Annotated in this window: 15 protein-coding genes; 3 read left to right on the top strand and 12 right to left on the bottom strand. The window is 62.3% G+C overall.

Going from position 1 to position 22886, the window contains the following annotated elements:
* Positions 1 to 40: 40 nt before the first annotated feature.
* Positions 41 to 829 carry an SDR family oxidoreductase gene (locus tag D5400_RS15675; RefSeq protein ID WP_126010861.1) on the top strand — a complete coding sequence of 263 codons (789 nt, stop codon included), beginning with the start codon at positions 41 to 43 and terminating at the stop codon, positions 827 to 829.
* 85 nt (positions 830 to 914) lie between these two features.
* A complete protein-coding gene (locus D5400_RS15670; protein ID WP_126010860.1) occupies positions 915 to 1655 on the top strand; it encodes a DUF6030 family protein in 741 nt (246 codons plus the stop codon).
* 2 nt (positions 1656 to 1657) lie between these two features.
* Here the strand turns inward: D5400_RS15670 and D5400_RS15665 are convergent, their stop codons facing one another.
* The 12 genes from D5400_RS15665 to rfbA all read right to left on the bottom strand — a co-directional run bounded on the left by D5400_RS15665 (position 1658) and on the right by rfbA (position 14814).
* Positions 1658 to 3838, bottom strand: a complete 2181-nt coding sequence (locus tag D5400_RS15665) for a glycosyltransferase family 2 protein (RefSeq protein ID WP_245451317.1) — start codon at positions 3836 to 3838, stop codon at positions 1658 to 1660.
* A gap of 93 nt (positions 3839 to 3931) precedes the next feature.
* Positions 3932 to 5059, bottom strand: a complete 1128-nt coding sequence (locus tag D5400_RS15660; protein WP_126010859.1) for a glycosyltransferase family protein — start codon at positions 5057 to 5059, stop codon at positions 3932 to 3934.
* Positions 5052 to 6320, bottom strand: a complete 1269-nt coding sequence (locus tag D5400_RS15655) for a KpsE/RkpR family capsule polysaccharide export protein (RefSeq protein ID WP_126010858.1) — start codon at positions 6318 to 6320, stop codon at positions 5052 to 5054. The genes D5400_RS15660 and D5400_RS15655 overlap by 8 nt, the downstream gene beginning before the upstream one ends.
* Before the next feature lie 16 nt (positions 6321 to 6336).
* Entirely contained in the window at positions 6337 to 6999 is a 663-nt protein-coding gene (locus D5400_RS15650; protein WP_126010857.1) for an ABC transporter ATP-binding protein, read from the bottom strand.
* Between the two features lie 10 nt (positions 7000 to 7009).
* Positions 7010 to 8287: a KpsE/RkpR family capsule polysaccharide export protein gene (locus tag D5400_RS15645; protein ID WP_126010856.1), complete on the bottom strand. Its 1278-nt coding sequence runs from the start codon at positions 8285 to 8287 to the stop codon at positions 7010 to 7012.
* A 33-nt stretch (positions 8288 to 8320) separates the two neighbouring features.
* The gene (locus D5400_RS15640) at positions 8321 to 9376 is read right to left on the bottom strand and encodes a hypothetical protein (RefSeq protein ID WP_126010855.1); all 1056 of its coding nucleotides are present in this window, start codon (positions 9374 to 9376) and stop codon (positions 8321 to 8323) included.
* A gap of 25 nt (positions 9377 to 9401) precedes the next feature.
* Positions 9402 to 10226, bottom strand: a complete 825-nt coding sequence (locus D5400_RS15635) for a class I SAM-dependent methyltransferase (RefSeq protein WP_245451316.1) — start codon at positions 10224 to 10226, stop codon at positions 9402 to 9404.
* A gap of 190 nt (positions 10227 to 10416) precedes the next feature.
* Positions 10417 to 11316: a sulfotransferase family protein gene (locus tag D5400_RS15630; protein WP_126010854.1), complete on the bottom strand. Its 900-nt coding sequence runs from the start codon at positions 11314 to 11316 to the stop codon at positions 10417 to 10419.
* A 59-nt stretch (positions 11317 to 11375) separates the two neighbouring features.
* Positions 11376 to 12278, bottom strand: coding sequence for a dTDP-4-dehydrorhamnose reductase (gene rfbD, locus D5400_RS15625; protein WP_126010853.1), 903 nt, complete (start codon positions 12276 to 12278; stop codon positions 11376 to 11378).
* A complete protein-coding gene (rfbB, locus tag D5400_RS15620) occupies positions 12275 to 13327 on the bottom strand; it encodes a dTDP-glucose 4,6-dehydratase (protein WP_126010852.1) in 1053 nt (350 codons plus the stop codon). The genes rfbD and rfbB overlap by 4 nt, the downstream gene beginning before the upstream one ends.
* Positions 13328 to 13387: 60 nt before the next feature.
* Entirely contained in the window at positions 13388 to 13939 is a 552-nt protein-coding gene (rfbC, locus tag D5400_RS15615) for a dTDP-4-dehydrorhamnose 3,5-epimerase (protein ID WP_126010851.1), read from the bottom strand.
* The gene (gene rfbA / locus D5400_RS15610) at positions 13936 to 14814 is read right to left on the bottom strand and encodes a glucose-1-phosphate thymidylyltransferase RfbA (RefSeq protein ID WP_126013411.1); all 879 of its coding nucleotides are present in this window, start codon (positions 14812 to 14814) and stop codon (positions 13936 to 13938) included. The genes rfbC and rfbA overlap by 4 nt, the downstream gene beginning before the upstream one ends.
* Positions 14815 to 15392: 578 nt before the next feature.
* Between rfbA and D5400_RS15605 the strand changes: the two genes are divergently transcribed.
* Entirely contained in the window at positions 15393 to 22886 is a 7494-nt protein-coding gene (locus D5400_RS15605) for a type I polyketide synthase (protein WP_126010850.1), read from the top strand.

Raw genomic sequence — 22886 nt, 5'->3', positions numbered from 1 at the left:
CGCGACAAATCGGGAACTGAGCGTTAAAACAGGAACAGCGATGCAGCATGTCGTCATCACTGGAGGATCGAGCGGCATCGGCGAGGCCTTCGCCCGCCTGCACCTTGCCCGCGGCGACCGTGTATCCCTGATCGCGCGGGATGCCGAACGTCTTGCCGCCTGCAAGGAAAGGCTCGCGGCGTCAGGCGGCACCCTGTCCGCCCATTCCGCCGATGTGCGTGACGCAGCGGCGCTGGAGGCAGCAATCGCCGCTGCCGAATCGGAGTTCGGCCCGACGGCGCGTCTGATCACCTCGGCCGGCGTTGCCGTCCCAGGCTATTTCGAGGCGCTGGATGCCGACAGCTTTCGCCAGCAGATGGACATCAATTTCCACGGGACGGTCCATGCCGTGCGCGCCGTCTATCGGGGCATGACGCAGAGACGCAGCGGCGAGATCCTGCTGGTCTCGTCTGCCGCAGCCTTTGTGGGTCTGTTCGGCTATACGGCCTATGGCGCATCGAAATTCGCAGTTGCTGGCTTTGCGGAATCGTTGCGGGCGGAAGCGCGCCGCCATGGCATCAAGGTCGCCGTCTGTTTTCCGCCAGACACAGAAACGCCGCAGCTGGAAGCGGAGAACCGGCTGAAGCCGCCGGAGACCGCAAAAATTACGAAGACCGGCGGCATCATGACGGCCGAGCAATTGGCGACAAGCGTCGTTCGCGAGTTCGAGCGGGGCAAATTCGCCATCTATCCCGGGTTGCGCGTGTCGCTTCTCGGCCGATTTTCCAGCCTTGCCCGTCCCGCGATCAACCACTGGCTGGATCGAACGGCCGAGCGTGCCGATCGTTAGCTTGGTTGATGTGACCTCCATCCCTCGCATGCTAGGTTGCACGCGAAGAGGACGATGGACTGAATTGGTTTCAAGGATGAGGACAGTGCGCCCACTGCGATCGCGCAAAACGGGTTTCGGTCTCGTCGCAACGTTTGCCCTCGTGGCGGTCGTCGAGCCGTCACCCACATTCGCCCAGGCGTCGGAGCCAGAGGCAGAAACGAGACAGACAGTCGAGCCGATCGACAAGGGCGGTCGCATCAAGTCGCTGCGCAAGCCCACGGACCGACCGTCGCGGCTTCTCTCGAAGCGCGTGGAGCGCGTGACGGCGCGACCAGAGGTTCTGTGCGGCGCCTTGTCCGTCTTCGGGCTGGTCGAGCCGGGCCTGCAATCGGTACTTTTGCGCAACGGCGCTTGGGAGTGCTCCCCGGTGCTCGCCAATGTCGAACCGGTGCCCGAGGAGGGGCCCGCAACGTCTCTGTTCACGCTGGTGCGCGGCCGCGGGAGCCTCGATCCGCCGACGATCCGAATCAAGCTGAACGAACTGGATCCCGCGACGTCCGATAGCGCCCGCAATACCGTGCTGAGTGCCATGCGGAGCGCAGTGCGCAATTACGGCATGGAACTGCCGACGGGTCACATCGCTGCCCTGGAAGACATGGAGCGCGTCGATAGGGTCGAAAACGGACTCAGGCTGCGCATCACGCCTGAAATGGGCGATGCGCGCCGGCTGAACATTCTGCTGGAATTTGTCGGCGAGCCCGAGCCCGAGCCTACGGAAGCGGCCTCGGACATGGCGTCTCCCGAACCCGCTTCGCTGGAAGAGCGCATGGGCGCGGCAGACTAGGCTTAGTGCTTCGGCAGCCAGTGCCGCGCCTGCGGCAGGTGGTCGAGCTTCTGCAGTTCCGGGTTTGAGCGATCGCGCGAATGCAGCGGGCTCGAGGCCGGATCGACGAAATGCGTCGTGCGGTGCAGACGGCGCAGATTGTCTTTCTCGCGCTCGAAGCGCACCTTGTTTTCCGGGCTCTTTTCCGAGCCGCGGGTGGCGGACTCGTGGTGGTGCAGGCAGGCGAACGGCGTCCAGATCACCCGCCAGCCGGCACGATAGGCCCGCAGACAGTAATCGACATCATTATAGGCGACGGGGAAGTTCTCCTCGTCGAACGCGCCGATCTCGGCGTGGCAGTCGCCCGAAATCAGCATCGCCGCCCCGGTGACGCAGCTCATCGACGAACGCACATGCAGCCTGTTCATCGGACCGGGAAAATTCGCCGAGCGATTGAGATACCAGTGGCCGGCCAGCCCACCGAAACCAGCGATCACGCCGGCGTGCTGGATCTTGTCGTTGGGATAGAGAAGCTTCGCCCCGACAATTCCGGCTTTTTCATAGGCCAGACACGCAACCATCTCCTTCATCCAGCTCGGATCGATGACGGAGATGTCGTTGTTCAAAAGCAGGAAATGCTCGCCCCTGGCCTTGGCGATGCCTTGGTTGACCGCGCGAGAGAAGTTGAACTTCGCCGGCTCGATGTCGACGGAAATGTTGTCGTGACGCTTCGTCATCTGGTCGTAGAGCGAAAGCACGGCAGGGTCGGTCGTACCGTTGTCGATGATGATGACTTCGAAGTCCGGATAGTCGGTCTTCTCCATCAGGTCCGAAAGGCAGCGCTGGATGAGCGGCAGTCCATTCTTGTTGGGAATGATGACCGAGAGTTTCGGCAGAGCATCGCGCAGGCGCAGAAACTCGACCTTGTGCAGCGTGTCGGTCAGCGCCGGGACGATCTCCACGTCGTCGCCGCGCCGTCCATAGGCTTCCTTCATGGCGCGCCGCGCGCTGTCGGTCGAAGGCCCCATGTTCTGTCGCGAATAGGTCCGCCCGTCCCGACGCCACCAATAGGCGGGATAGGGCAAATGGATCACCTGGTCGTCGGTGAGGTCCGCCAGATACCGCAGCAGCAGATCGTAATCCTGGGAGCCCTCGAAACCGGGGCGCAGTCCGCCGATGGCGCGCAGGCGTTCGGCGCGATAGACCGAGAAATGGTTAATGTAGTTGACGCCGGAAAGCAGCACCGGGTCGTAGGCGGGTTTCGCCATCAGGCTGGTGGGCGTGAGGCGCCCGTCGGTCACTACCTCATCGGTATAAAGGAATTCAACGCCCGGATTGCGCTCGATCGTGGCGCGGATCAGCGCCAAAGCCGACGGCGCGATCGCATCGTCATGGTCGAGCAGCGCGATCCATTCGCCGGTGGCAACCGCGATGCCGGAATTGGTCGTCTCGGCGATGCCGCGATTGACCGGATTGCGCACCACGATCACATCTTCGAACTCAGCCGCCTTGTCGAGCCAGGCTTGTGTCGTGGAAGAGGGGGAGGCGTCGTCGGAGAGGATCAATTCGACCGTGCCGGCCATCTGCCGCCGGAAGGACCGCAGCAATTCATCCAGGTAACGATCCGGCGCATTATAGACCGGTACGACAAGGCTGAGAAACGGCTTCTCGGAGAGTGCGAACGACAGCTCCGCCGTCTCGATGGCCGCCAGCTGGTAGATTTCTTCCAGATGGTGGGCGAGCTTGTTGGTCTTGCCGAAGCCGAAAGGCAGACCGGAGAAGATCAGCCGGCTCAGCCGCCCGAACTTGCTGCGAACCGCACCAGGCGTTCCCTGGCACCAGGCCTCCGCGACGGCTTCGGCCTCGGCTCGACTGCGAAAAGCGTCGGCATGGCAGGTGAAGTCTCCCGGCCGGTTGTTCGGATCAAGCCGAATCGAACGGACAGTGCCGATGCCGCCGACATCGACCAGAATGGCATGGCGGCGCGAACTGCGCGGATTGAAGGACTGGCGTTCCTTGAAGCCCAGGCCGAAGTTCACATAGAGCTGCGGCTCCATCGTGCCTTCCTCAACCGACAGCCGGAAAACGAGATAGCGCTTCTCGCGGATGAAAGGCAGCCGCACGACGAAACGGGGGTCGTCGCCAAGACTGCGCCAGACCACGGGCGGCTCGATTTCGGCGAGATCGTTGATCGGCTCAAGCATGACGGCCTGTTTTTATAAGGATCGGGAAGTCGGTGCGTCATGCGCTCCACGGCGCATGAATCGGCTGCTTTCTGGAAGACTTGCCGCCCATAGTCAACGCGGCGGCGATGGCGAAAGGTCGAGGTCGGGAAATCGAAGATCATCCGCCATGGCGGCCACGACATCGCGCGTCGCCTGCGCGGCCTTCTCGCGCCGCTGCGGATTGTCGGCGAGATCGAGAAGGGTTTCCACCCAGATCTCGGGGTTGTTTCCGATATGGATCTCGTCCGGATGCCGCCGCGAGGAATAGGCGGGGCTGTCGGAAAAGACCGCTGCCGCCCCGAGGCGGGCGCAGTCGATGCGCTTGGTATCGGCCCGCGCGGCGTTTTCACGGTTGTCCATCAGCGGCACGGCAAAGATGTCTGCCCCGGTATCGCGCGAATGGCGGTGGTACTCCGGCCAGCGCATCAGTGGAACGATCCGCAACTGGTGCTCCGGCAGCCCGGCGGAAAGCCAGAGCTTCCGATCGTCGCCCTGAGCGAGAATGTCGAACCGGACATTCGGGTGCCGCGCCACCACCCGCTGCGCGATCGGCACCAGAAAACGGTGTTCCCGGCCATGCACGCCGGTTGCGTGGAACGCCACGCTCACCGGTTCTTTGGATGATTTGGAGCTGAGCGGCAGATGCTCTGCAGTATCCGGGGCAGGCGGGAGCAATGATACCGGGCGACCACCGGCTGCGAGTGCTTTCTTCAGCGCAGGCGTGGAAGCCCAGACATGCGTGAGCAACCGGTTCAGACGACGGAGCGGCAGCAGCGTCATCGACGCCAGATAAAGGCGGTAATGCCAGACCGCCTCGGTTCCGGTCAGCAAGGCGGCAATGTCGTCATCGATGAAGAGTGCGACACCGGCGAGCTTGGACTGATGCTGCTCGAGCCAGCGCAGCTGTGCCGGCTTGATATAGCGGCAGATGATGACGAAGAGCCCGGCGGGATCGATGCCCTCGAGGCTCTCGGTGTCGATGCAGCGCGACTGATAGGGAAGCGGCGCTAAGGCCTTGAGGCGAGCTTTGAAATAATAGCTGTAAGTCGGGTTGTTGCCTTTTCGAAGCACGAGAACGCTGCGCACCGGTGGTCGGCGGTTCCGTGAAGCGAGCGCGTGCGGGCGGGGAACAGCCCGGTAGGCACGATCGGACCACCGGTCGAAAAGCGACCGCTGAGAGCCGATGACGGCATCAGCCAAGGCGGGTTCTCACGATCGACAGAATGCCGGCCACGATGCCGAATGTTAGCAGGCTCACGACGAAGATGATCATGCTCCAGAAAGCGCGGCGCGGATATTCCGCACCGTCCGGCAGCGTTGGCGCCAGGAACGGGTCGAGATACATCAACTGCTGCTGGCTGAGATATTGCAGCTGCTCCAGGGCTGTGATGCTTGCAGTCAGCTGCTGCTCCGCAATCGTCTGCTCCAAGGTCAGCTGCGAGAATACGGTGGACGTGTCGGCGAGCGTCGTCCCGCCCCCGCTGGTGCTCGCAATCTGCGAACGCAATTGCGCGATCTGCTGGTCCTTCGCTTCGATTTCGCGCGCAAGCACCCGCATTTGCGGCGCATCGCGCGAGACATTGTCGCTCACCGCGTTCATGCGGCCTTCGAGCTCGATCTTTTCGCCCATCAGCTGTGTGAGGAGAGCGGACAGCGACGTGGAGGTTTCTTCCACAGCCAGGATGCCGGACTCGTTTCGCGCCGTTTCAAAGGCCTGCCGCGCTTGGCTGAGGCTTGCCGTCGCACGTTCGACCTGAGCACGCGCGGATGCCGTCGCATCGTTCCAGATCCGGTCGTTGAGGTCGTTGATCAGCGCTTCCGAGGCTGCGACGACCTCCTGCACGATTGCCCTTGCATCCTCGGCACTGAAGGCGCGGACCTGGACGGTGATGATGCCGCTCGACGGGCTGATGCCGACATCGACCATGGATTCCCAATATTCTAGCCGCTCCTCGATCGTCTCGCCTTCCGGCAGCCGCGCCAGCCAGTCTGCCTGGTCGGAACTGTAGCGCCCGATGAAGTCGGCCTCGCGCTCCAGCCGTTCCAGCATGGTGCGGCTGATGATGTAGTTGGCAACGATCTGCGTGTCCTGCACGATCTTGGCGGAGGGAATGCCGCTCATATCTCCGAACTGATCCGCCGCCTGCATCGGCTCGGATGTCCGCACCGTAAAGCGCGTTTCGGACATGTACTGGTCGGAGGCGAGCAGCCCGTAATACAGGCCGCTGGCGATGTTCGGCAGTGCGAAGAAAATGACGAAGGCGGCGATGAACAGCGCCTTCATGAGCTTGTCGATGCCGCGCGGGCGCAAGCCGACCGAAGCATAAAGCTTGCCGCGCTGCGATGTCGTCAAACGCAATTTGCGCGCCACGACCGCCAGCGCCGTCGTCGCCTGCTTGTTGCGATCGAGCGCCGACATCGGCTGGCGATCGCCGGTGATCTCGTCGGGCCTGTTGCTCATCGGTCTGCGCCCAGCATCATCGGTTCAGCCTGTAATACGTCTCGATCGCATTCTCGACATCGTCGAAATAGATCGGATGACCATCGACCAGCACGATCCCGCGCTGGCAATAGGATTTGACGGTGCTCATCGAATGCGACACGACAATGAGGTCCGCTGTCTCCTGGCGCCGCAGAAACGCCTTTCGGCATTTGGCTTGGAAACGTGCATCGCCGACCGCCGTGATCTCGTCGATCAGATAACAGTCGAATTCTATGGCCATTGAAAGACCGAAGGCGAGGCGGGCCGACATGCCCGACGAATAGGTCTTGATCGGAGCCTTGATGTAGTCGCCGAGCTCTGCGAAATCCTCGACGAACTCCGTCACTTCGCCGACATCCGCGCCATAGGCGCGTGCGACGAATTTGAGGTTGTCGCGCCCCGACATCATCGGATGGAAACCGCCGGCGAAACCAAGCGGCCAGGACACCCGGACATTCCGCTTGATCTTGCCAGAATTCGGCAGTTCGGAGCCGGAGATCAGCCGCAAAGTCGTCGATTTCCCCGCGCCGTTGACGCCAAGGATCGCGTAGGAATAGCCTCGCTCGAACGCAAGCGAGACCTTGTCCAGGATCATCTTCTTGCGACCTTCGGTCTTGTAGTACTTGGTGACGTTGCGCAGCTCGACCGTCGTTTCCATCCGTCAGCCCTCAGGTCCGATGGTCTTCGACGGAGGCGATGATGAGGGCAACGATGCCCCAGGCGATCGCACAACCGAGCAGGATCAACAGCGGCATGATGAAGCGCTGGGGGTAGCGCGCATCTTCCGGAACACTCGGCTCGACGAAGACGGTAACGTAGACCGCCTGTCGATCGGCTTCCAACTCAGCCTGCGCGAGATTGCGCCGTGCAGCTTCGTAAAGGCCTGAGGCCAGCAGACGCTCCGTCTCATACTCCGCGAACTCACGCAGGTAGCGCGACAGGTTGCCGTCTGCAGTGTCGCCTGAGGCCAGTTGCCCACGCAGTTCGGCGATCTGCGTGTCGAGCGCTTCCTGCGTGCGCTGCAGCTGTCTCACCTGGGGAGCGTCGCTGATGGAATTCTGCGCGAGGACGAACAGCCGGCTGTCGACGGTCAACTTCTCCTGGAGAAGCCCGGTCAGAAGCTGACCGGTCTCCGTCGCCTGTGCTTCGACGCTGAGGATGCTGCGGTCGTTCTGGAATTCGTTGAGCTGCGCCAGCGCCTGCTCGTAGCGCCCGGCAGTGGACGCGACCTCCTGTTCGGCACGCCTGATGTAATCGGCGCGCGCGCGCTCGGAGAGCTGGTTGACGAGGATTTCGCTCTCCTCGATGATGATCTGGGCGAGTTCGCGTGCATCTTCGGGCGAATGGGCGCGCACGCGCAGCGTGATGATGCCGGAGGGTCCATCGATGTAGGTCGTGACCTGGTTCGACCAATAATCCAGCAGATCTTCGCGCGTGGCGTCGTCGGCAAGGCGCGAAAAGTAATCGATCTCGTCGCGCTGAAAGTAGCTGCGCAGATCGACGCGCTCTTCGATGCGACGGAGGATCTCGGTCGAATGGATGAAGCTTGTGACGACATACCCATCTTGCGCCAGCGGGCTTGTCGTCAAAAGCTGGCCGCTGGCATCGCTGCTGGAACCGGATGCAAGGGAGCGCACCGCGAAGCGCGTCTCGGCCACATACTGGTCAGTGGCGAGCGCAAAATAATAGAAGCAGGCGAGGATGAAGGGCAGGGCGACGCACACGAGCAGGCTGATAGTGCTGAGACGCCAGAAACCGCCGCCGCTCGCCGTTTGCGGCGCTGCTGCGGTTGTCTCTGCATCGATTTCCTTGACACCGACGGCTGTCCCGCTGGTCGTGCTCGGCATGGTGCCATCGCCGGTGCGCAGGCTGCGGCCGTCGAGCGCCTCCGCGTCGACCTGAAAGGTCCCGGACTTGTCCTTCTGCGCGGTTTTGGTGGCCGCCATGGGCAGTTCTCCAGCAGGGCGCTCAAGCCCTGATCAAAGGTCCGCGGTTCGCTTGTAGCTATCAAGGATCGCCTGGCGTGCGAAATGGTAGACGATTATGTCCTTTTCGAGCAATTTCTCGGCAATCGGCAGGTCACGCAGCCGATCGGCAATGGATGCGATCTGCGAAAAATTGCTCGCCTCCGGCAAGGTCGAGGGCTCGACGCCGATCAGTTCGGCAATCGGTTCGATATAGGTCTCCGGCGCCTCGCGCAATCCGACCACCGCGAAACGTGACAACATGTCGACCGCCGCCGGCACGGCATTTGGGCCAAGCGACTCGTCGCCGCTCGACAGCGCGATCTGTCGTGTCAGCGGCGCGTTCAAGATGCGCGACACCGGATCTGGCATGACTTTGAGCGCGTCCTTCAGCGAAGCTGACGACGAGATGTCGACCTCGGCAAAGTGCTCGACCGCAGGCCCGAAGGTCATGCGGTCACGATCCCCGAAAATCCCTTGCGGCACCGACTTGAACCGCTGCAGCAGGAACAGGCGCTCCGCCATCTCCATGTAAGGGTCGTTGATGACGGCGATCGCCTGGAAGTCGCGATCGAGAAACTCGGTGAACGTCCTTATCTGCAAGCGGCCGGCGAGATAGATCGACGGAACGGCGTTCAGGTGAAACATCTGCTGCACCGTCTCGAGACCGAACCGGTCGACCCCATCCGCGCCATACTGGAAATGCGGCTTGATCGCTTTGTCCATCGCGAGAAAAGGGATCATCTGCGTTTCGACGCGGACCAGCTTCTTTTGGACGATGCTTGCAGGAGGAGCGCGGCGATAGATCAGGACGCCCGACTTGTGGTCCCAGAGCGTCAATTCCGGCCTCTGCTCGATGTCCGGAAGGATCGTATCGTCGATACGAAACCCGATCATGCCCGTTTCGTGCCGACCCGCGCGAAGGACCGCCTCGCGCATTTCGTTGCACTCCATCTCGAACAGCGTCTCTTGCCCGTCGCGCACGATGATCCTCGGCCGGTCGGCGAAGCCGTCGGGCACGAGGTAGCCGATGATCGCGTTTCTGGTGTCGTGTTCCAGATTGAAGAGCAACGTGCCGATACCTGCTCTTGGTGCGTCAGTTGCGCTTTGCCAGAAGCGAAAAGCAGGGGCCACCGCTGTGGTTGCGGTCCTCACCCATGATTTCGATGCTGCCGTAGCCAAAGGATGTCAGCAACGAGAGGATGTCTTCTCGATGGACCCAATAATGACGGTCCTTCGGGCCCCCACAGAACGACGCGTTGGACGAAGCGTTGAAGTAGCCACGCTCATAGAGACGCACCGGTATCCCGTTCAGCTCTCGCGTCTCGGTCTTGCCCGAAAATGCCTGTCGCCACGGCTCGGTCTTTTCAGAGACATCCGGAAAATAATGCGTCCAAATGAAGACGGCGTCGCTTCTTTCCGCCATCAGCCGGAGAAGCTCAACCGGCTCGGCCATGTGGTAGAGAACGCCGGATGCGACGATGAGATCGTAGCGTTCCGGCTTTTCCTTCAGCCATGCCATCGCATCCCCAAGATGGAAATGGGCGTGGTTCATGCCGAGGATTTCGCGGGTGATCAGGCAGCGCAGATAGCAGAGCCGGTTCGCTTCCACAGCATCGACCCGATCCGGCTTCTGCTGATCGATCATGTAGGTGTGCATGCCCTCGAGCGGGCCGATCTCGAGTACTTTCTTGCCCTCGAGCGAGCCCATCTGCTTGATCATCCACGCGATGCGATGATCGTTGTAGAGCGCGAGCCTGCCGGCCTTCAGTTTCAGCGCATCGGGAAAGCTGCCGGTCCAGCCGGGCAGGAGATCAATGGCGTTTTGGTAGGACGGAACTCCCGCTTCGTACTGGTCGAAGGCGACGTCCTTGTCGGTGCGGCGTGAAAATTTCAGGCCGGATTTGGTCAGGTGAACCACAGTAACTCCGAATTCTTCACCGGCGCCGTCGGTTCGTGCGCTGGGCGACTTCTCTTATCACAAAGACCTGCGTGCTCCAGAAGATGTTGGATCGCATATCCGGGTCCCACAAGATGTCACGCTGAAAAGCAGGCATTGCGGGATCAACGCTCCGTGTTGCGGCTCGCTCGGCGGAGACATCGAAACTGCTTCAGGGTGAACCGCTGGTCGAATGGCTCGTGGATAAGCCTCCTGATTCGGTGCGAAGCCGCGCGAGTTCTGCTTCCGCCTCCTGTAACCTCGCTGCGATGCGTCTGGCTTGCAGCCCAACGGCGATGGCAGCGGTGGTGATGGGTGCGAAGCAACCTTCTGAAGCGCGGAGCTTGGCTTCGATATCGGTGAGCGTCCCGAGGATGTCTGCTTTCTCGACGCCCTTCTCCAATGCCAGAAGCCCTTGATAGCTCGCGTCGACCCATTCGGGCAGCACCGATGTCGCCGCGCTCTCAGCGTGATGGCGCTGATCAGCGGATAGGAATGAGCCAATGCTGTCGGCGGTAGCAGACCCATCCATGCTGACCTCGAAACACTCGGCAATCCGATGCGCAACGCCTTCCCAAGCACCCAGCAGACTGTCGAATGTTGTCACGACCCGAGGGGAATGCCGCGTAAATCGCTCGGCATCCAATACATGGCGAAGCCAGATGATCTGCCCAAGCGCCGGATGCATCCCGTCGCGCGCTTCGAGAGAAGCGGCAACTTCGGCGGGATGCCGCAGCGGCAGGATCGGCATCGGCTGGATATCAAGCGAATCGAGCACTTGTCGCCAGAATGGATAGAGGCGGCAGATACGCGGATCCTTGAGGACGATGGTCCTGGCATCGCCGAATTCCTCGGCAAGGATCGCGCGGGCCTCGGGCTCAAAAGCGGTCAGCTCGGAAGAGGACAAGAAGCTCTCGTCTATGGCGCGCCAATCATACCACGTGCTGCCGGCGGCCTTCAGAATGCGGTCGTTGAGATCGCAGATCGGCTGCGACTCCCAATGCCCAAGCGGATTTCCCGCACCCGCACCAATCAGCGTGCGGGGAAGTTCTGCGCCAAGCAGGGCGAGCACGCGCGTGAGCGCGCTCGTGCCGGAACGGTGCATGCCGAGAACGACAAAGGCGCGACGCCTCAAGCCTCGCACCATTGATCCACCGTCCGATCCACATGGGTGGTCCAGCGCGGCATCTGCAGGCCGAAGGTGCGCTCGATCTTGCCAATGTTCAGTCGCGAATTGGCAGGACGCTTGGCCGGGGTCGGGTAATCTGCCGTGGCGATCGGCTTGATCCGGTCGGGGCTTGCCTTGAGAGGGCGGCCATTGGCGCTGGCGCGTTCGATCACGTGGCGCGCAAACCCATGCCAGCTCGTCTCTCCCGCGGCCACCAGATGGTAGATGCCCGAGATGGTGCGCAGCCGATCCGGATCGAGGCTTGTCGAACCGAGCGCGATCGCCGTCACGTCGGCAATCAGTTCGGCCGAAGTTGGAGCACCAACCTGATCGGCGACAACAGAGAGTTCCTCGCGATCGGCGGCCAGCCTCAGCATCGTGGCGGCAAAATTCTTGCCCCGTCGGGCATAGACCCAGGATGTCCGAAAGATCAGGTGAGCAGCTCCCGATCGGACAATGGCCTGCTCACCGGCAAGCTTCGTTTGGCCATAGACACCGAGTGGCCCGGTCGGATCATCCTCGCCATAAAGACCGTCCTTCGATCCGTCGAAAACGTAGTCGGTCGAATAATGGACCAGGCAGGCGCCCAGGTCTCTGGCTGTCTCCGCAAGCGTGGCGACGCTGAGATGATTGACCCGATCTGCCGAAGCCTGATCGTCCTCAGCCTTGTCGACTGCGGTATAGGCGGTGGCGTTGACAATGACCTTGGGTCGTTCGTCCAGCGCCTCGATGGCAGGTCGCACCGCATCGGGATCGTTGAGATCGAGCCGGCTGCGATCGAGCACGGCAGAGAGCCCAAACGGCGCGAGCGCGCGCCTCAGTTCGTAGCCGACCTGCCCATTTCCCCCAATCAGCACCACACTCATGTGTATTGCTTCTCCATCCAATTCTTGTAGGCGCCTGATGTGATGCGGTCGACCCAGCCTTGGTTGGCAAGGTACCAGTCGATTGTGCGGGCGATGCCGGTGTCGAAGGTCTCGGCGGGCTGCCAGTTCAGTTCGGTGGCGATCTTGGCGGCGTCGATGGCGTAGCGCTTGTCGTGGCCTGGCCGGTCGCGGACATGGGTGATCTGGCTGGCGTAATTCTGGCCGTCTGAGCGTGGGCGGCGCTCATCGAGAAGCGCGCAGATGGCGCGCACCACCTCGATGTTGGTCTTCTCGTTGAAGCCGCCGATATTGTATTTCTCGCCGAGCCGACCGGCTTCGAGCACCCGGCGGATCGCCGAGCAGTGGTCGCCGACATAGAGCCAGTCGCGGATCTGCGTGCCGTCGCCATAGACGGGCAGGGGCTCGCCCTTGAGTGCCCGGTGGATGACGAGCGGGATCAGCTTCTCGGGGAAGTGATAGGGGCCGTAATTGTTGGAGCAGTTGGTGATGATCACCGGCAGCCCATAGGTGTGGTGATAGGCGCGGGCAAAATGATCCGCCGCCGCCTTGGAGGCCGAATAGGGGCTGTTCGGCTCGTAGGTGTTGGTCTCGGAAAACGCCGGCGCATCGGGGTCGAGCGAGCCGTAGACCTCGTCGGTCGAGACATGGATGAAGCGGCGGCCGTCTGAGGCAGCGTTCGGTCCCCAGGCATGGCGGGCGGCTTCGAGCAGGCGGAAGGTGCCGGTGACGTTGGTGTCGAGAAAGGCTTCCGGGCCATGGATCGAGCGATCCACATGGCTCTCGGCGGCAAAATGGACGACGGCGCGGATATCGTCGGAGGCGAAGATACTCTTCAGCGCATCGGCGTCGCAGATATCGGCCTGGACGAAGCGGTGGGCCGGGTTGCCCTTGAGCGACGCCAGATTGTCCATGTTGCCGGCATAGGTGAGCTTGTCGAGATTGATGACGGGCTCGTCGCTGGTCTTCAGCCAGTCGAGGACGAAATTGCTGCCGATGAAACCGGCACCGCCGGTGACGAGAATGGTCATGGAAAAAGCTGTCCTGTCGTCTCTCGACCCAACCGATGAAGAAGGGCCGCCTGCCGTCAATCAGTCGAAGTGCTTCGCATCCTTCAGAGGCGGAGCCTTGCCATCCTTCTCCGACACTTGGATGACATCCGCTTCGATGTGCCAGTCGATGCCAAGCTCCGGATCGTTCCAGGCAATCGCACCCTCGCATTCCGGCGCATAGGTGTCGGTCGTCTTGTAGAGAAACTCGGCATGGTCGGAAAGTGTGACGAAACCATGGGCAAAACCGGCCGGGATCCACAGCTGCCGCTTGTTCTCGGCCGACAACACCGCGCCCACATGCTGGCCGAAGGTCGGAGAGGAGCGGCGGATATCGACGGCGACGTCATAGACCTCGCCCGAGACGACGCGCACGAGCTTGCCCTGCGCATGCGGTGGCAGCTGGTAGTGCAGGCCGCGCAAGACGCCACGGGACGAACGGGAATGGTTGTCCTGGACGAAAGCGACGTCGGCACCGGTGCCCTCGCGGAACCTGGCCGCGTTGAAGCTTTCCATGAAGAAGCCGCGTTCGTCGCCGAACACCTTCGGCTCGATCAGGAAGACGCCGGAAAGCGCAAGTTCCTCGAACTTCATGCAAGCACCCGATCGCTGAGGAGCTGGATGAGGTAGCGGCCGTAATTGTTCTTGGCCAAGGGGGCAGCAAGCGCCTTCAGTTCATCCGCATCGATCCAGCCGGAGCGGTAGGCGATCTCCTCGGGGCAGGCGATCTTCAGGCCCTGGCGATGCTCCAGCGTGGCGATGAAGTTGCCGGCATCGAGCAGGCTGTCATGGGTGCCGGTGTCGAGCCAGGCATAGCCACGTCCCATGATCTCGACGTTGAGCAGGCCCTCGTCGAGATAGAGCCGGTTCAGATCGGTGATCTCCAGCTCGCCGCGATGCGACGGTGTCAGTTGCTTTGCCTTTTCCACAACCGTGGAATCGTAAAAATAGAGCCCGGTGACAGCGTAATTCGACTTCGGCTGCTTCGGCTTCTCCTCCAGGCTCAGCACCTTGCCGTCCTGGTCGAACTCGACGACGCCGTACCGCTCCGGGTCCTGAACGTGATAGGCAAAGACGCTGGCTCCGGCCTCTCGCGACGCCGCATTGTCGAGCAGCCTGCGCAAATCCTCGCCATGGAAGATGTTGTCGCCGAGCACCAGCGCACAAGGGCTGCCATCGAGGAACTCCGCCCCGATCAGGAACGCCTGCGCCAGGCCATCGGGCGAAGGCTGTACCGCATAGGAAAAGCTGATCCCCCAGCGAGAGCCATCGCCCAACATCTGCTCGAATCGCGGCGTGTCCTCCGGTGTCGAGATAATCAGGATATCCCGGATCCCCGCATGCATCAGCGTCGAGATGGGATAATAGATCATCGGCTTGTCATAGACCGGCAGCAGCTGCTTGGAGACCGCGCTCGTCACCGGATACAGCCGCGTCCCGCTGCCGCCTGCTAAGATGATGCCTTTCATGAAGCCGTCCGATCCTTGGAGATGTGTGGCGTTCAAGGTCCTACGAAGCGCTAACGCACTCCAGTAAAGCGATCCGCTATCGGATGTCGCGAAAAAACGGCCTGGCACGGCAAAGTCAACCGGAATCGTTAGCCAATGCTGACTGTAAAACCTCGGCTCGGCCGCAGTGAAGCCGATCAATACATAAGAATGCATCACATGTTGCGTGATGTCGCAGCCCGTGGAACGACCGCCAAAAATTAAGAAATATGACACTACACGCATGACGTGTACCTGACGTGTTCGCTCTGGCCGTTGAGCGGCATGAGGCTCCTACCCGCCACACGCGTGCCTCCGCGGAGCATACTCAATGCAACCGGGCTGGTGAGATACCTGCGGATGACCAGAATGCTGGATTTTGTCGCATCCTTTCGCCGCAATCGCGCCATTTTCGAACTGTGCTCACATTCTCAATTGTCCCAGGCGCCTCCTGCGCCAAGCGGCCACAGTGGTGGACGGAGCCGGCTGCAAGGGTTGCATTGGCCGGGACTTCACGGCATTGACGGAGTCTTATCTTCCACAATGCTGCGTGCGGGTACATGACAGTAGAAATAATTGGCCGCGCTTGTGTCGTTCCTGGAGCGGGCAACCCGGAAGAGCTGTTCGATCTTCTGAAGAACCGGCGCTGCACGGTGACGGAGATTCCGCACGACCGTTGGGATCATGCTCGCTACTGGCATCCGCAGATCGGAACTGCTGGAAAGACCTATACTTTTGCGGCCGGCGTGATCGGCGACCTCTATGCGTTCGACGCCAACGTCTTCGGCATGTCGCAGCGCGAGGCAATGCATCTCGACCCGCAGCAGCGGCTTGTTCTGGAACTGGCATGGCGCGCTCTGGAAGATGCGAGCATCGACCACGCATCGATCCGCGGAGAGAACATCGGCGTCTATGTAGGGGCATCCAGCCTCGACCACGCCAATCTTCTGTCCGAAGATCCGGCCGCCGGCGGTCCGTATTTCATGAGCGGCAACACGCTCTCGGTCGTCTCTAACCGCGTCTCTCATATCTTCGGCCTGCGCGGGCCGAGCCTCACCGTTGATACCGCTTGCTCGTCCTCTCTGATTGCGCTCGATCAGGCGGTGAAGTCGCTGGAAGCCGGTGTGATCGATACCGCCATCGTTGGCGGCGTCAGCATTCTTGCCCATCCTTTGCCCTTCGTCGGCTTTGCCCAGGCGCGCATGCTCTCGCCCGATGGGCTGTGCCGCGCCTATGACGACCGCGGTATCGGTTATGTTCGCTCCGAGGGTGGAGCGGTCTTCGTGCTGCGTCGCACCGATCGGGCGATCAAGGAGCGTGACCGCAGCTACGCGACGATCGTTGCATCCGCTACGAATTCCGCCGGTCGCACCAACGGCATCTCTCTGCCGTCGCGTAACTCGCAGGCGGCGCTGCTGCGCTCGATCTATGGCGAGAACGGCGTCGATGTCGGCCAGCTGGCCTTCGTCGAGGGGCACGGGACCGGCACCAAGGTCGGCGATCCGGCTGAGCTGTGGTCCATCGGCACGGAAATCGGCCAGAAGCGCAGTGCTCCGCTTCCCGTCGGTTCGATCAAGTCGAATATCGGCCATACGGAGCCGGCATCGGGTGTGCTCGGCCTCATGAAGGCGGTGCTCGCGCTCGAGCACAACTACGTGCCGGCATCACTGCATTTCGAAGTGCCGAATGAAAATATCGATTTCGATGCGTTGAATGTCCGCGTCGCGTCCGAACCGATCGAGCTTTTGAAAAGCACACGTCGGCGTTACGCCGGGGTCAATTCTTTCGGGTTTGGTGGCGCCAATGCCCACATCGTCATCTCCGATCCGGCGAACGACCAGCCGCGGCCGGACGCTGTACCGGGCAGGGGCGTCTTCGTGGCATCTGCACAGACGACATCCAGCCTCGACAACCTCCTGAGCTCCTACCGGGACATGCTGTCCAAGGGCAGCAAGACGCAGCGGCAGAACGTCGCCGCTGCCGCCGGCGCGAACCGCACGATGCTGAAGAGCCGTTTCGTCGTCAACACGAGCGAGCCCGACGCCATCGTCCATGCCATCGACGAATATCTGAACGATCGGCCTGGTGCCGCCGAAGTGGCGGATGCGCCGCTGGCCGAGGGCAAGGTCGCATTCGTGTTCTCCGGCAACGGCTCGCAATGGGCCGGCATGGGGATCGACGCCTTCAAGCAGAACATCCATTTCCGGCAACGCTTCACGGCAATCAGCGCGCTTTTCCAGTTGCATGCCGATGTTGTTCTCTCAGACCTGCTCTTCGCCGAAGATCTTGGCGCAAGGCTTGCTGATACCAAGATTGCACAGCCCCTGCTGTTTGCCGTTCAGGCGGCGCTTGCCGATACGCTGGTCAAGCTTGGCGTCAAGCCGTCCGCAGTTCTTGGCCACTCGGTCGGCGAAGTTGCGGCTGCCTATGCCTCCGGCGCCATTCAGCTCGTCGATGCCGTTTCGATCGTCGCCAAGCGCTCGTTTCATCAGGATCGCCTTGCCGGTTTCGGGAAGATGGCGGCCGTCATGCTGTCGGCGAATGACGCGATGGATCTTGCTAAGGCCGAAGGCCTGGATGCCCTGTGCGTCGGTGCTTTCAATGCCCAGAACTCGGTCACCATGACCGGCCCGGCAGACGAGATCGAAGCGTTCCGCGACGCTGCGCGTGCGCGCAAGATCCCGGCATCGGTTCTCGACATCAATTATCCCTTCCACCACCCAATGATCGACATGGCGCAGGAGGCGTTCCTCGCCGATCTGACGCAGATTTCGCTTCGGCCGACGGAGGTGGATTTCATCTCGACCGTCACCGGCGCCAAGCTCGATGGCAAGGCGCTCGACAGCTCCTATTGGTGGCGCAATGTGCGCGAGCCGGTGCTGTTCCAGTCGGGCGTGGAAGCCGCCATCGAGCAGGGTTGCACGGTCTTCATCGAGATCGGCCCGCGCCCGGTTCTTGCGGCCTATCTGCGCGATGCCGTCAAGGCGCGCGGCATCCCCGGTGTTGCCATCGCGACGCTCGCCAAGGAGCCGATCGGCCAGAATGGCGATCCGGTCGGACGCTCGCTGTCGCGCGCCATCGCCCATGGCGCTGCCTTCGACGCGAAAGCATGTCTTGGCGAGCGCAACGCATTCGTGCGACTGCCGTCCTTGCCGTTCGAGAAGGCGATCGTCAAACCTGCCCGGACAAGCGATGCGGTTGCCCTTTACGGCCGCGATGTCGACGAGCCCTACACGCTTGCCGGCTGGCGCGTCGATCCGCTGAGCGGCCATTGGAAGAACCATGTCGACCGGCATCTCTTCCCCGACCTTGCCGAGCACGTGGTCGACGGCAAGCCTATCCTGCCGGGTAGCGGCTTTATCGAGATCGCGCTGAGCGCACTGCGCCAGTACCATGCGACCGATACGGTCGAGGTCACCAATCTCGAAATCATGCGGCCGCTGGAACTGCAGGCGACGACGCTGACCGAGCTTTCCACCGTGATCTCGCCGGAAACCGGTGATATCGAAATACGCTCGCGCGAACGTCTGAGCGATGACGACTGGACGCTGCATGCGGTCGCCCGCGGCCGGGCGCTGCGCGACGGTGCGATCAAGACGGCAACGCAAAGGCCAAAAGGCAGTCCGCTGCGCACCTTTACGGCGGCTGACGCCTACAAGACCGCAAAACGCTTTGGCCTCGATTACGGTCCGAGCTTCCAGCTCATGAAGCGAGCCGAGCTCTTCGAGGGCAACGTCATCGTTGCGACCCTGGTGGCTGCGGCGAAGCCTGCCCATCGCTATGTCAGCTACGGGCTTAACCCGGTTTCCGTCGATGCGGCTTTCCACGGTCTCGTGGCGCTGTTCGGCGAATATACCGGCGCTCTCGGCGGCGCACCCTACATCCCGGTCCGTTTCGGCCGTATCCGTCTGCTGAAGCCCGATGCCGAGCTGGCTGGGGCGCGCATCGACATCGACCGTGTATCGGAACACTCGATCCGCGCCTCCTTCACATTCTTCGATAAAGCCGGCAACGCCATCGCGGATGCATCCGACTGCCGGTTCCGCCGCACCTATCTGCGCCAGCATCGCACCCTTTACGACACCTCGTTCCACTACCAGGCGCTGCCCGCCATCGTTGCGGGTCCACTCGCCAACGATCGTGTCGGCACGCTCGCACCGGCAGCCGTCACGATCGGCGAGAACGACACGACCATCATGCTGAAGGCTGCGATCTATCGCGCGTGTCATGATATTGCCGTTCGGCTTGCCGATCCGCGCCATCTGGTCATGCCGCATAGCCTGCCCGAAAACGCCGGGCTGCGCAGCCATCTGGCCTATTGCCTGTTCATTCTCGAGCAGGCCGATCTCGCCCGCAATTCCGAGCGCGGCTGGGTGATCGAGCCCGATTGCGAATTGCCGCCACTCGACCAGATCCTGGCCGATGTCGTCAGAGGCGATCCGGCCCGCGCGGTCGAAGCCGTTCTGGTCAACGACGCCTATCGCGAAACCATCTACCGGCTGGACAGCCTCGCTGCCGGCGCCGACATCGCCGAACTCAATGGCAGCTTCATCGCAGAAGCCACCCGGTCGCACTACGACATGCATGGTGGCGGCGCCCAGTTCCGCTCAGCTGCATTGATCGACGCCCTGGCGGCATCGCTGGAAGCCGCAACGACGCGTCCCTCCGGTCAGTTGTGCGTGCTGGAACTGGAAAGTGTTTCCACCGCGCTTAGCCGCCGCATGGCCGATCTCGTTCGTCGCCATGGTGGCAGCCTGGTGGTAGCCGAAGGCCGCGATGGCGCCCGTCGCCGCCTGGAAATCGAGTTCGAGAAGGAGCCGCGCGTCGACGTGATCGAGCCGCAGGCGCTCGCGTCCGATGCCGGCTTCGACATCGTGGTCAGCGCGTCGAACGCGCTGTACGGCCTGCTGGAGAACAGCGCCGAGTACCGACAGCGGCTGAAATCCGCGCTGCGCCAAGACGCGCGTCTGCTGTTCATGAGCGACGCACCGCACGCGCTGGTCGATTTCGTCTTCGGTCTGAGCGACGATTGGTTCGCCGGCAGCCAGGACCCGCTGTTCCCGGTCGGCCGCTACGGTGGAAGCGAAGACTGGCAGCGGCTGTTCAAGCTTGCGGGCCTGCCCAGTGCGCAAGTCGAAACGCTGCAGCCTGGTTCAGGGCCCGTTCTGGCGGTTCAGGGTCAAGTCTCCGATGCCGCAGACGCCATGGCCTCGGTACCGGCTGCTGATGCAGGCGCCCCGATCATCGTGGCGGGCGCAGAAGCAAAAGAGGCAGCGCGGTCTTTCGGCTCGGGCTCGCTCCATGTGCTGACGGGCGAGCTGGACGATGACATCGCGCTGGTTGATCAAGCCGTGACCGCTGCCGTCGAACAGGGCAGAGCGCTTCTCTATCTCTGCTCGAAAGAAATCACCGAGGCGGGATCCGAGACGCTTCTTCGTCACACCACTTATCTGAGCGCTGTGGCCGAAGCTTTTGCACGGCTGGGCGGCGAGGGGATCACGCCCGCGCCGCGTCTCGCTGTCGTCATGCCGGGCGGTGCGCCCGGTGGTAAGTCTGGCCAGGATGCGTTCTCCGCATCCAATAGCGGCATCTGGACCTTCCTGCGCGTTCTGAAGAACGAATACAGCTTCATCGACGTGACCAGTTTCGATACCGACGGCGCCAAAATCGACGACGCGCTGGCAGAGTCGATCACATCGAAGCTTGATGGCAAAGGCCAGGATCGCGAGTTTGTTCTGGACGCGACCACGGGTGCCTTCAGCCGCCTGCGCGCCGTACAGGGCCCGGTGACGTCCGACGTCTCCCGCACCCGCTCTTTCGCTGGTGCAACGATCCGTCAGCTGGTTGCTTCGCAGCTCGGCAGCATCGTTTGGGAAGAGGTCGCGCACGAGAAGATCCCCGGACCGCGTGAAGTCGTCGTCGACGTCGCCGCAACCGGCCTCAATTTCCGAGACGTCATGTGGGGCATGGGTCTCTTGCCGGAAGAGGCGCTCGAAGACGGCTTTGCCGGCGCCACGATCGGCATGGAGTGCTCCGGCCGCATTGCTGCCGTAGGGGCTGAAGTTGAAGGCTTCGCGCCTGGAGATGCGGTGATGGCCATCGGCCCGGCTGCGTTCTCGACGCAGATGGTGGTCGATGCCGCCGGCGTTGCACCCCTGCCACCCGAGATCGACATCGTCTCGGGAGCGACGCTGCCGGTGGCGTTCCTGACGGCCTATTACAGCCTTGTCGAGCTTGGCCGTCTGCAGCCAGGCGAAACCGTGCTGATCCATGGCGGAGCCGGCGGCGTGGGCCTTGCTGCCCTGCAGGTCGCCAAACAGCAGGGCGCGCGCGTGTTCGCAACCGCCGGCACGGTCGAAAAGCGCCGATATCTGGAAATGCTGGGCGTCGATGCCGTATTCGACTCCCGGTCGCTGAACTTTGTCGACGAAGTGCTTGAGGCGACCGGTGGTGAAGGCGTCGACGTCGTCCTCAACTCGCTCTTCGGCGACGCGATGGAACTCTCCATTGGCCTCGTGAGGCCGTTCGGCCGTTTCCTGGAGCTCGGCAAGCGCGACTACTATGCCGACAGCAAGATCGGGCTGCGGCCTTTCCGTCGCAATGTCAGCTATTTCGGGATCGATGCCGACCAGCTGCTGGTGGCGAAGCCCGAGCTGACGCGGCGGCTGTTCAAAGATCTCTCAGTGTTCTTCGCACGCGGCGATTTCACCGCGCTGCCCTACCGGCAGTTCGCTTTCGATGAGATCCGCGGTGCGTTCCGCCTCATGCAGGGCTCCGGCCACATCGGCAAGATCGTCATCACGCCGCCCGCATCGGGCGTCGACGAAGTGCGCCGGGCATCCGGTGCCAAGATGTCGGTCGATCCGCGCGGCATCCATCTGGTCGTCGGCGGCATCGGCGGCTTTGGCCTTGCGGCAGCCTCGTGGCTGGTCGACATGGGCGCCAAGAAGATCGCGCTCTGCTCGCGTGGCGGTCGTGCGGATCAGGAAACGGAAGCGGCCATCGCCGCCTGGGCCGAAAAGGGCGTCACGGCGAGCGTCCATGCATGCGACGTCACCGATGAGGCGCAGGTCGATCATCTGTTGCAGCGCCTGCGTCGCGACGCACCTTTGAAAACGGTTGTCCATGCCGCCATGGTTCTGGACGACGCGTTGATTTCGAACCTGACGCCCAGCCGCAACCGCCCGGTGATCGAGGTTAAGGCACTGGGTGCCTCCAACCTCGACCGGCTGACGCGGGTCGACGATCTCGATCATTTCATCCTCTTCTCGTCGGCAACGACGCTGATCGGCAATCCCGGCCAGGCGAACTACGTGGCAGCCAACGGCTTCCTCGAAGGGCTCGCTCGCGCCCGACGCGCGGAAAGCTTGCCGGCGCTGGCGATCGGCTTCGGCGCGATCGGCGATGTGGGCTTCCTGTCGAAGAACGAGGCGGTCGGCGAATTGCTCGCCAAGCGCATCGGTGACAGCGCGCTTGCGTCGCACGAAGCCCTGGAACTCGTTGCCAACTACGTCGCGCAGGACCCGGGGACGGTCGATGCGGCTGCCGTGATGATCTCGCAGATCGACTGGGCAACCGCGCACAACCTTGCCCTGTCGAAAACGCCGCTTTTCGAAACGGTGCTGCGTTCCGTCGATCAGTCGGCGCTGGCGGCCGATGGTGGCGAGATCGATCTCGTGGCGATGATCGCCGGCAAGTCCTCCGATGACGCCCAGCAGATCCTTTACGATCTGATCGCTGGCGAGATCGCGGGCATCCTGCGCATTCCGATCGACAGCATCTCACGCAACCGTGTCTTGAAGGAAATCGGTCTCGATAGTCTGATGGCGATCGAGGTGGGATTGGGCTTCCAGAAGCGCACGGGTTTCGAGATGCCGCTGAGCGGCGTGTCGGACACGACGACGGTCGGCGATATCGCGGTCAAACTCTATGATCGGGTGCAAAAGGCCGCTGGCGCGGATGATGCCGAGGAGCAGCCGGCACCGGAAGGTGCGGGGCTTGTCGGTTCGCTGGCCCAGAAGCACATCGAGAATCGTCAGGCAGGGACGCCCTAG

It is taken from the genome of Georhizobium profundi (genome assembly GCF_003952725.1).
In the GTDB taxonomy this organism is placed as follows: Bacteria; Pseudomonadota; Alphaproteobacteria; order Rhizobiales; family Rhizobiaceae; genus Georhizobium; species Georhizobium profundi.
The sequence above is the reverse complement of the archived record's forward strand: the minus strand, read 5'-3'. Positions and strand labels throughout refer to the sequence as shown.

What these genes read in the sequence shown, in the direction of transcription:
- D5400_RS15675 (WP_126010861.1), top strand. Translation starts at nt 41, where the DNA reads ATGCAGCATGTCGTCATCACTGGAGGATCGAGCGGCATCGGCGAGGCC.
- D5400_RS15645 (WP_126010856.1), bottom strand. Translation starts at nt 8,287, where the DNA reads ATGGCGGCCACCAAAACCGCGCAGAAGGACAAGTCCGGGACCTTTCAG.
- D5400_RS15605 (WP_126010850.1), top strand. Translation starts at nt 15,393, where the DNA reads ATGACAGTAGAAATAATTGGCCGCGCTTGTGTCGTTCCTGGAGCGGGC.
- D5400_RS15665 (WP_245451317.1), bottom strand. Translation starts at nt 3,838, where the DNA reads ATGCTTGAGCCGATCAACGATCTCGCCGAAATCGAGCCGCCCGTGGTC.
- D5400_RS15655 (WP_126010858.1), bottom strand. Translation starts at nt 6,320, where the DNA reads ATGAGCAACAGGCCCGACGAGATCACCGGCGATCGCCAGCCGATGTCG.
- rfbD (WP_126010853.1), bottom strand. Translation starts at nt 12,278, where the DNA reads ATGAGTGTGGTGCTGATTGGGGGAAATGGGCAGGTCGGCTACGAACTG.
- D5400_RS15650 (WP_126010857.1), bottom strand. Translation starts at nt 6,999, where the DNA reads ATGGAAACGACGGTCGAGCTGCGCAACGTCACCAAGTACTACAAGACC.
- rfbC (WP_126010851.1), bottom strand. Translation starts at nt 13,939, where the DNA reads ATGAAGTTCGAGGAACTTGCGCTTTCCGGCGTCTTCCTGATCGAGCCG.
- rfbA (WP_126013411.1), bottom strand. Translation starts at nt 14,814, where the DNA reads ATGAAAGGCATCATCTTAGCAGGCGGCAGCGGGACGCGGCTGTATCCG.
- rfbB (WP_126010852.1), bottom strand. Translation starts at nt 13,327, where the DNA reads ATGACCATTCTCGTCACCGGCGGTGCCGGTTTCATCGGCAGCAATTTC.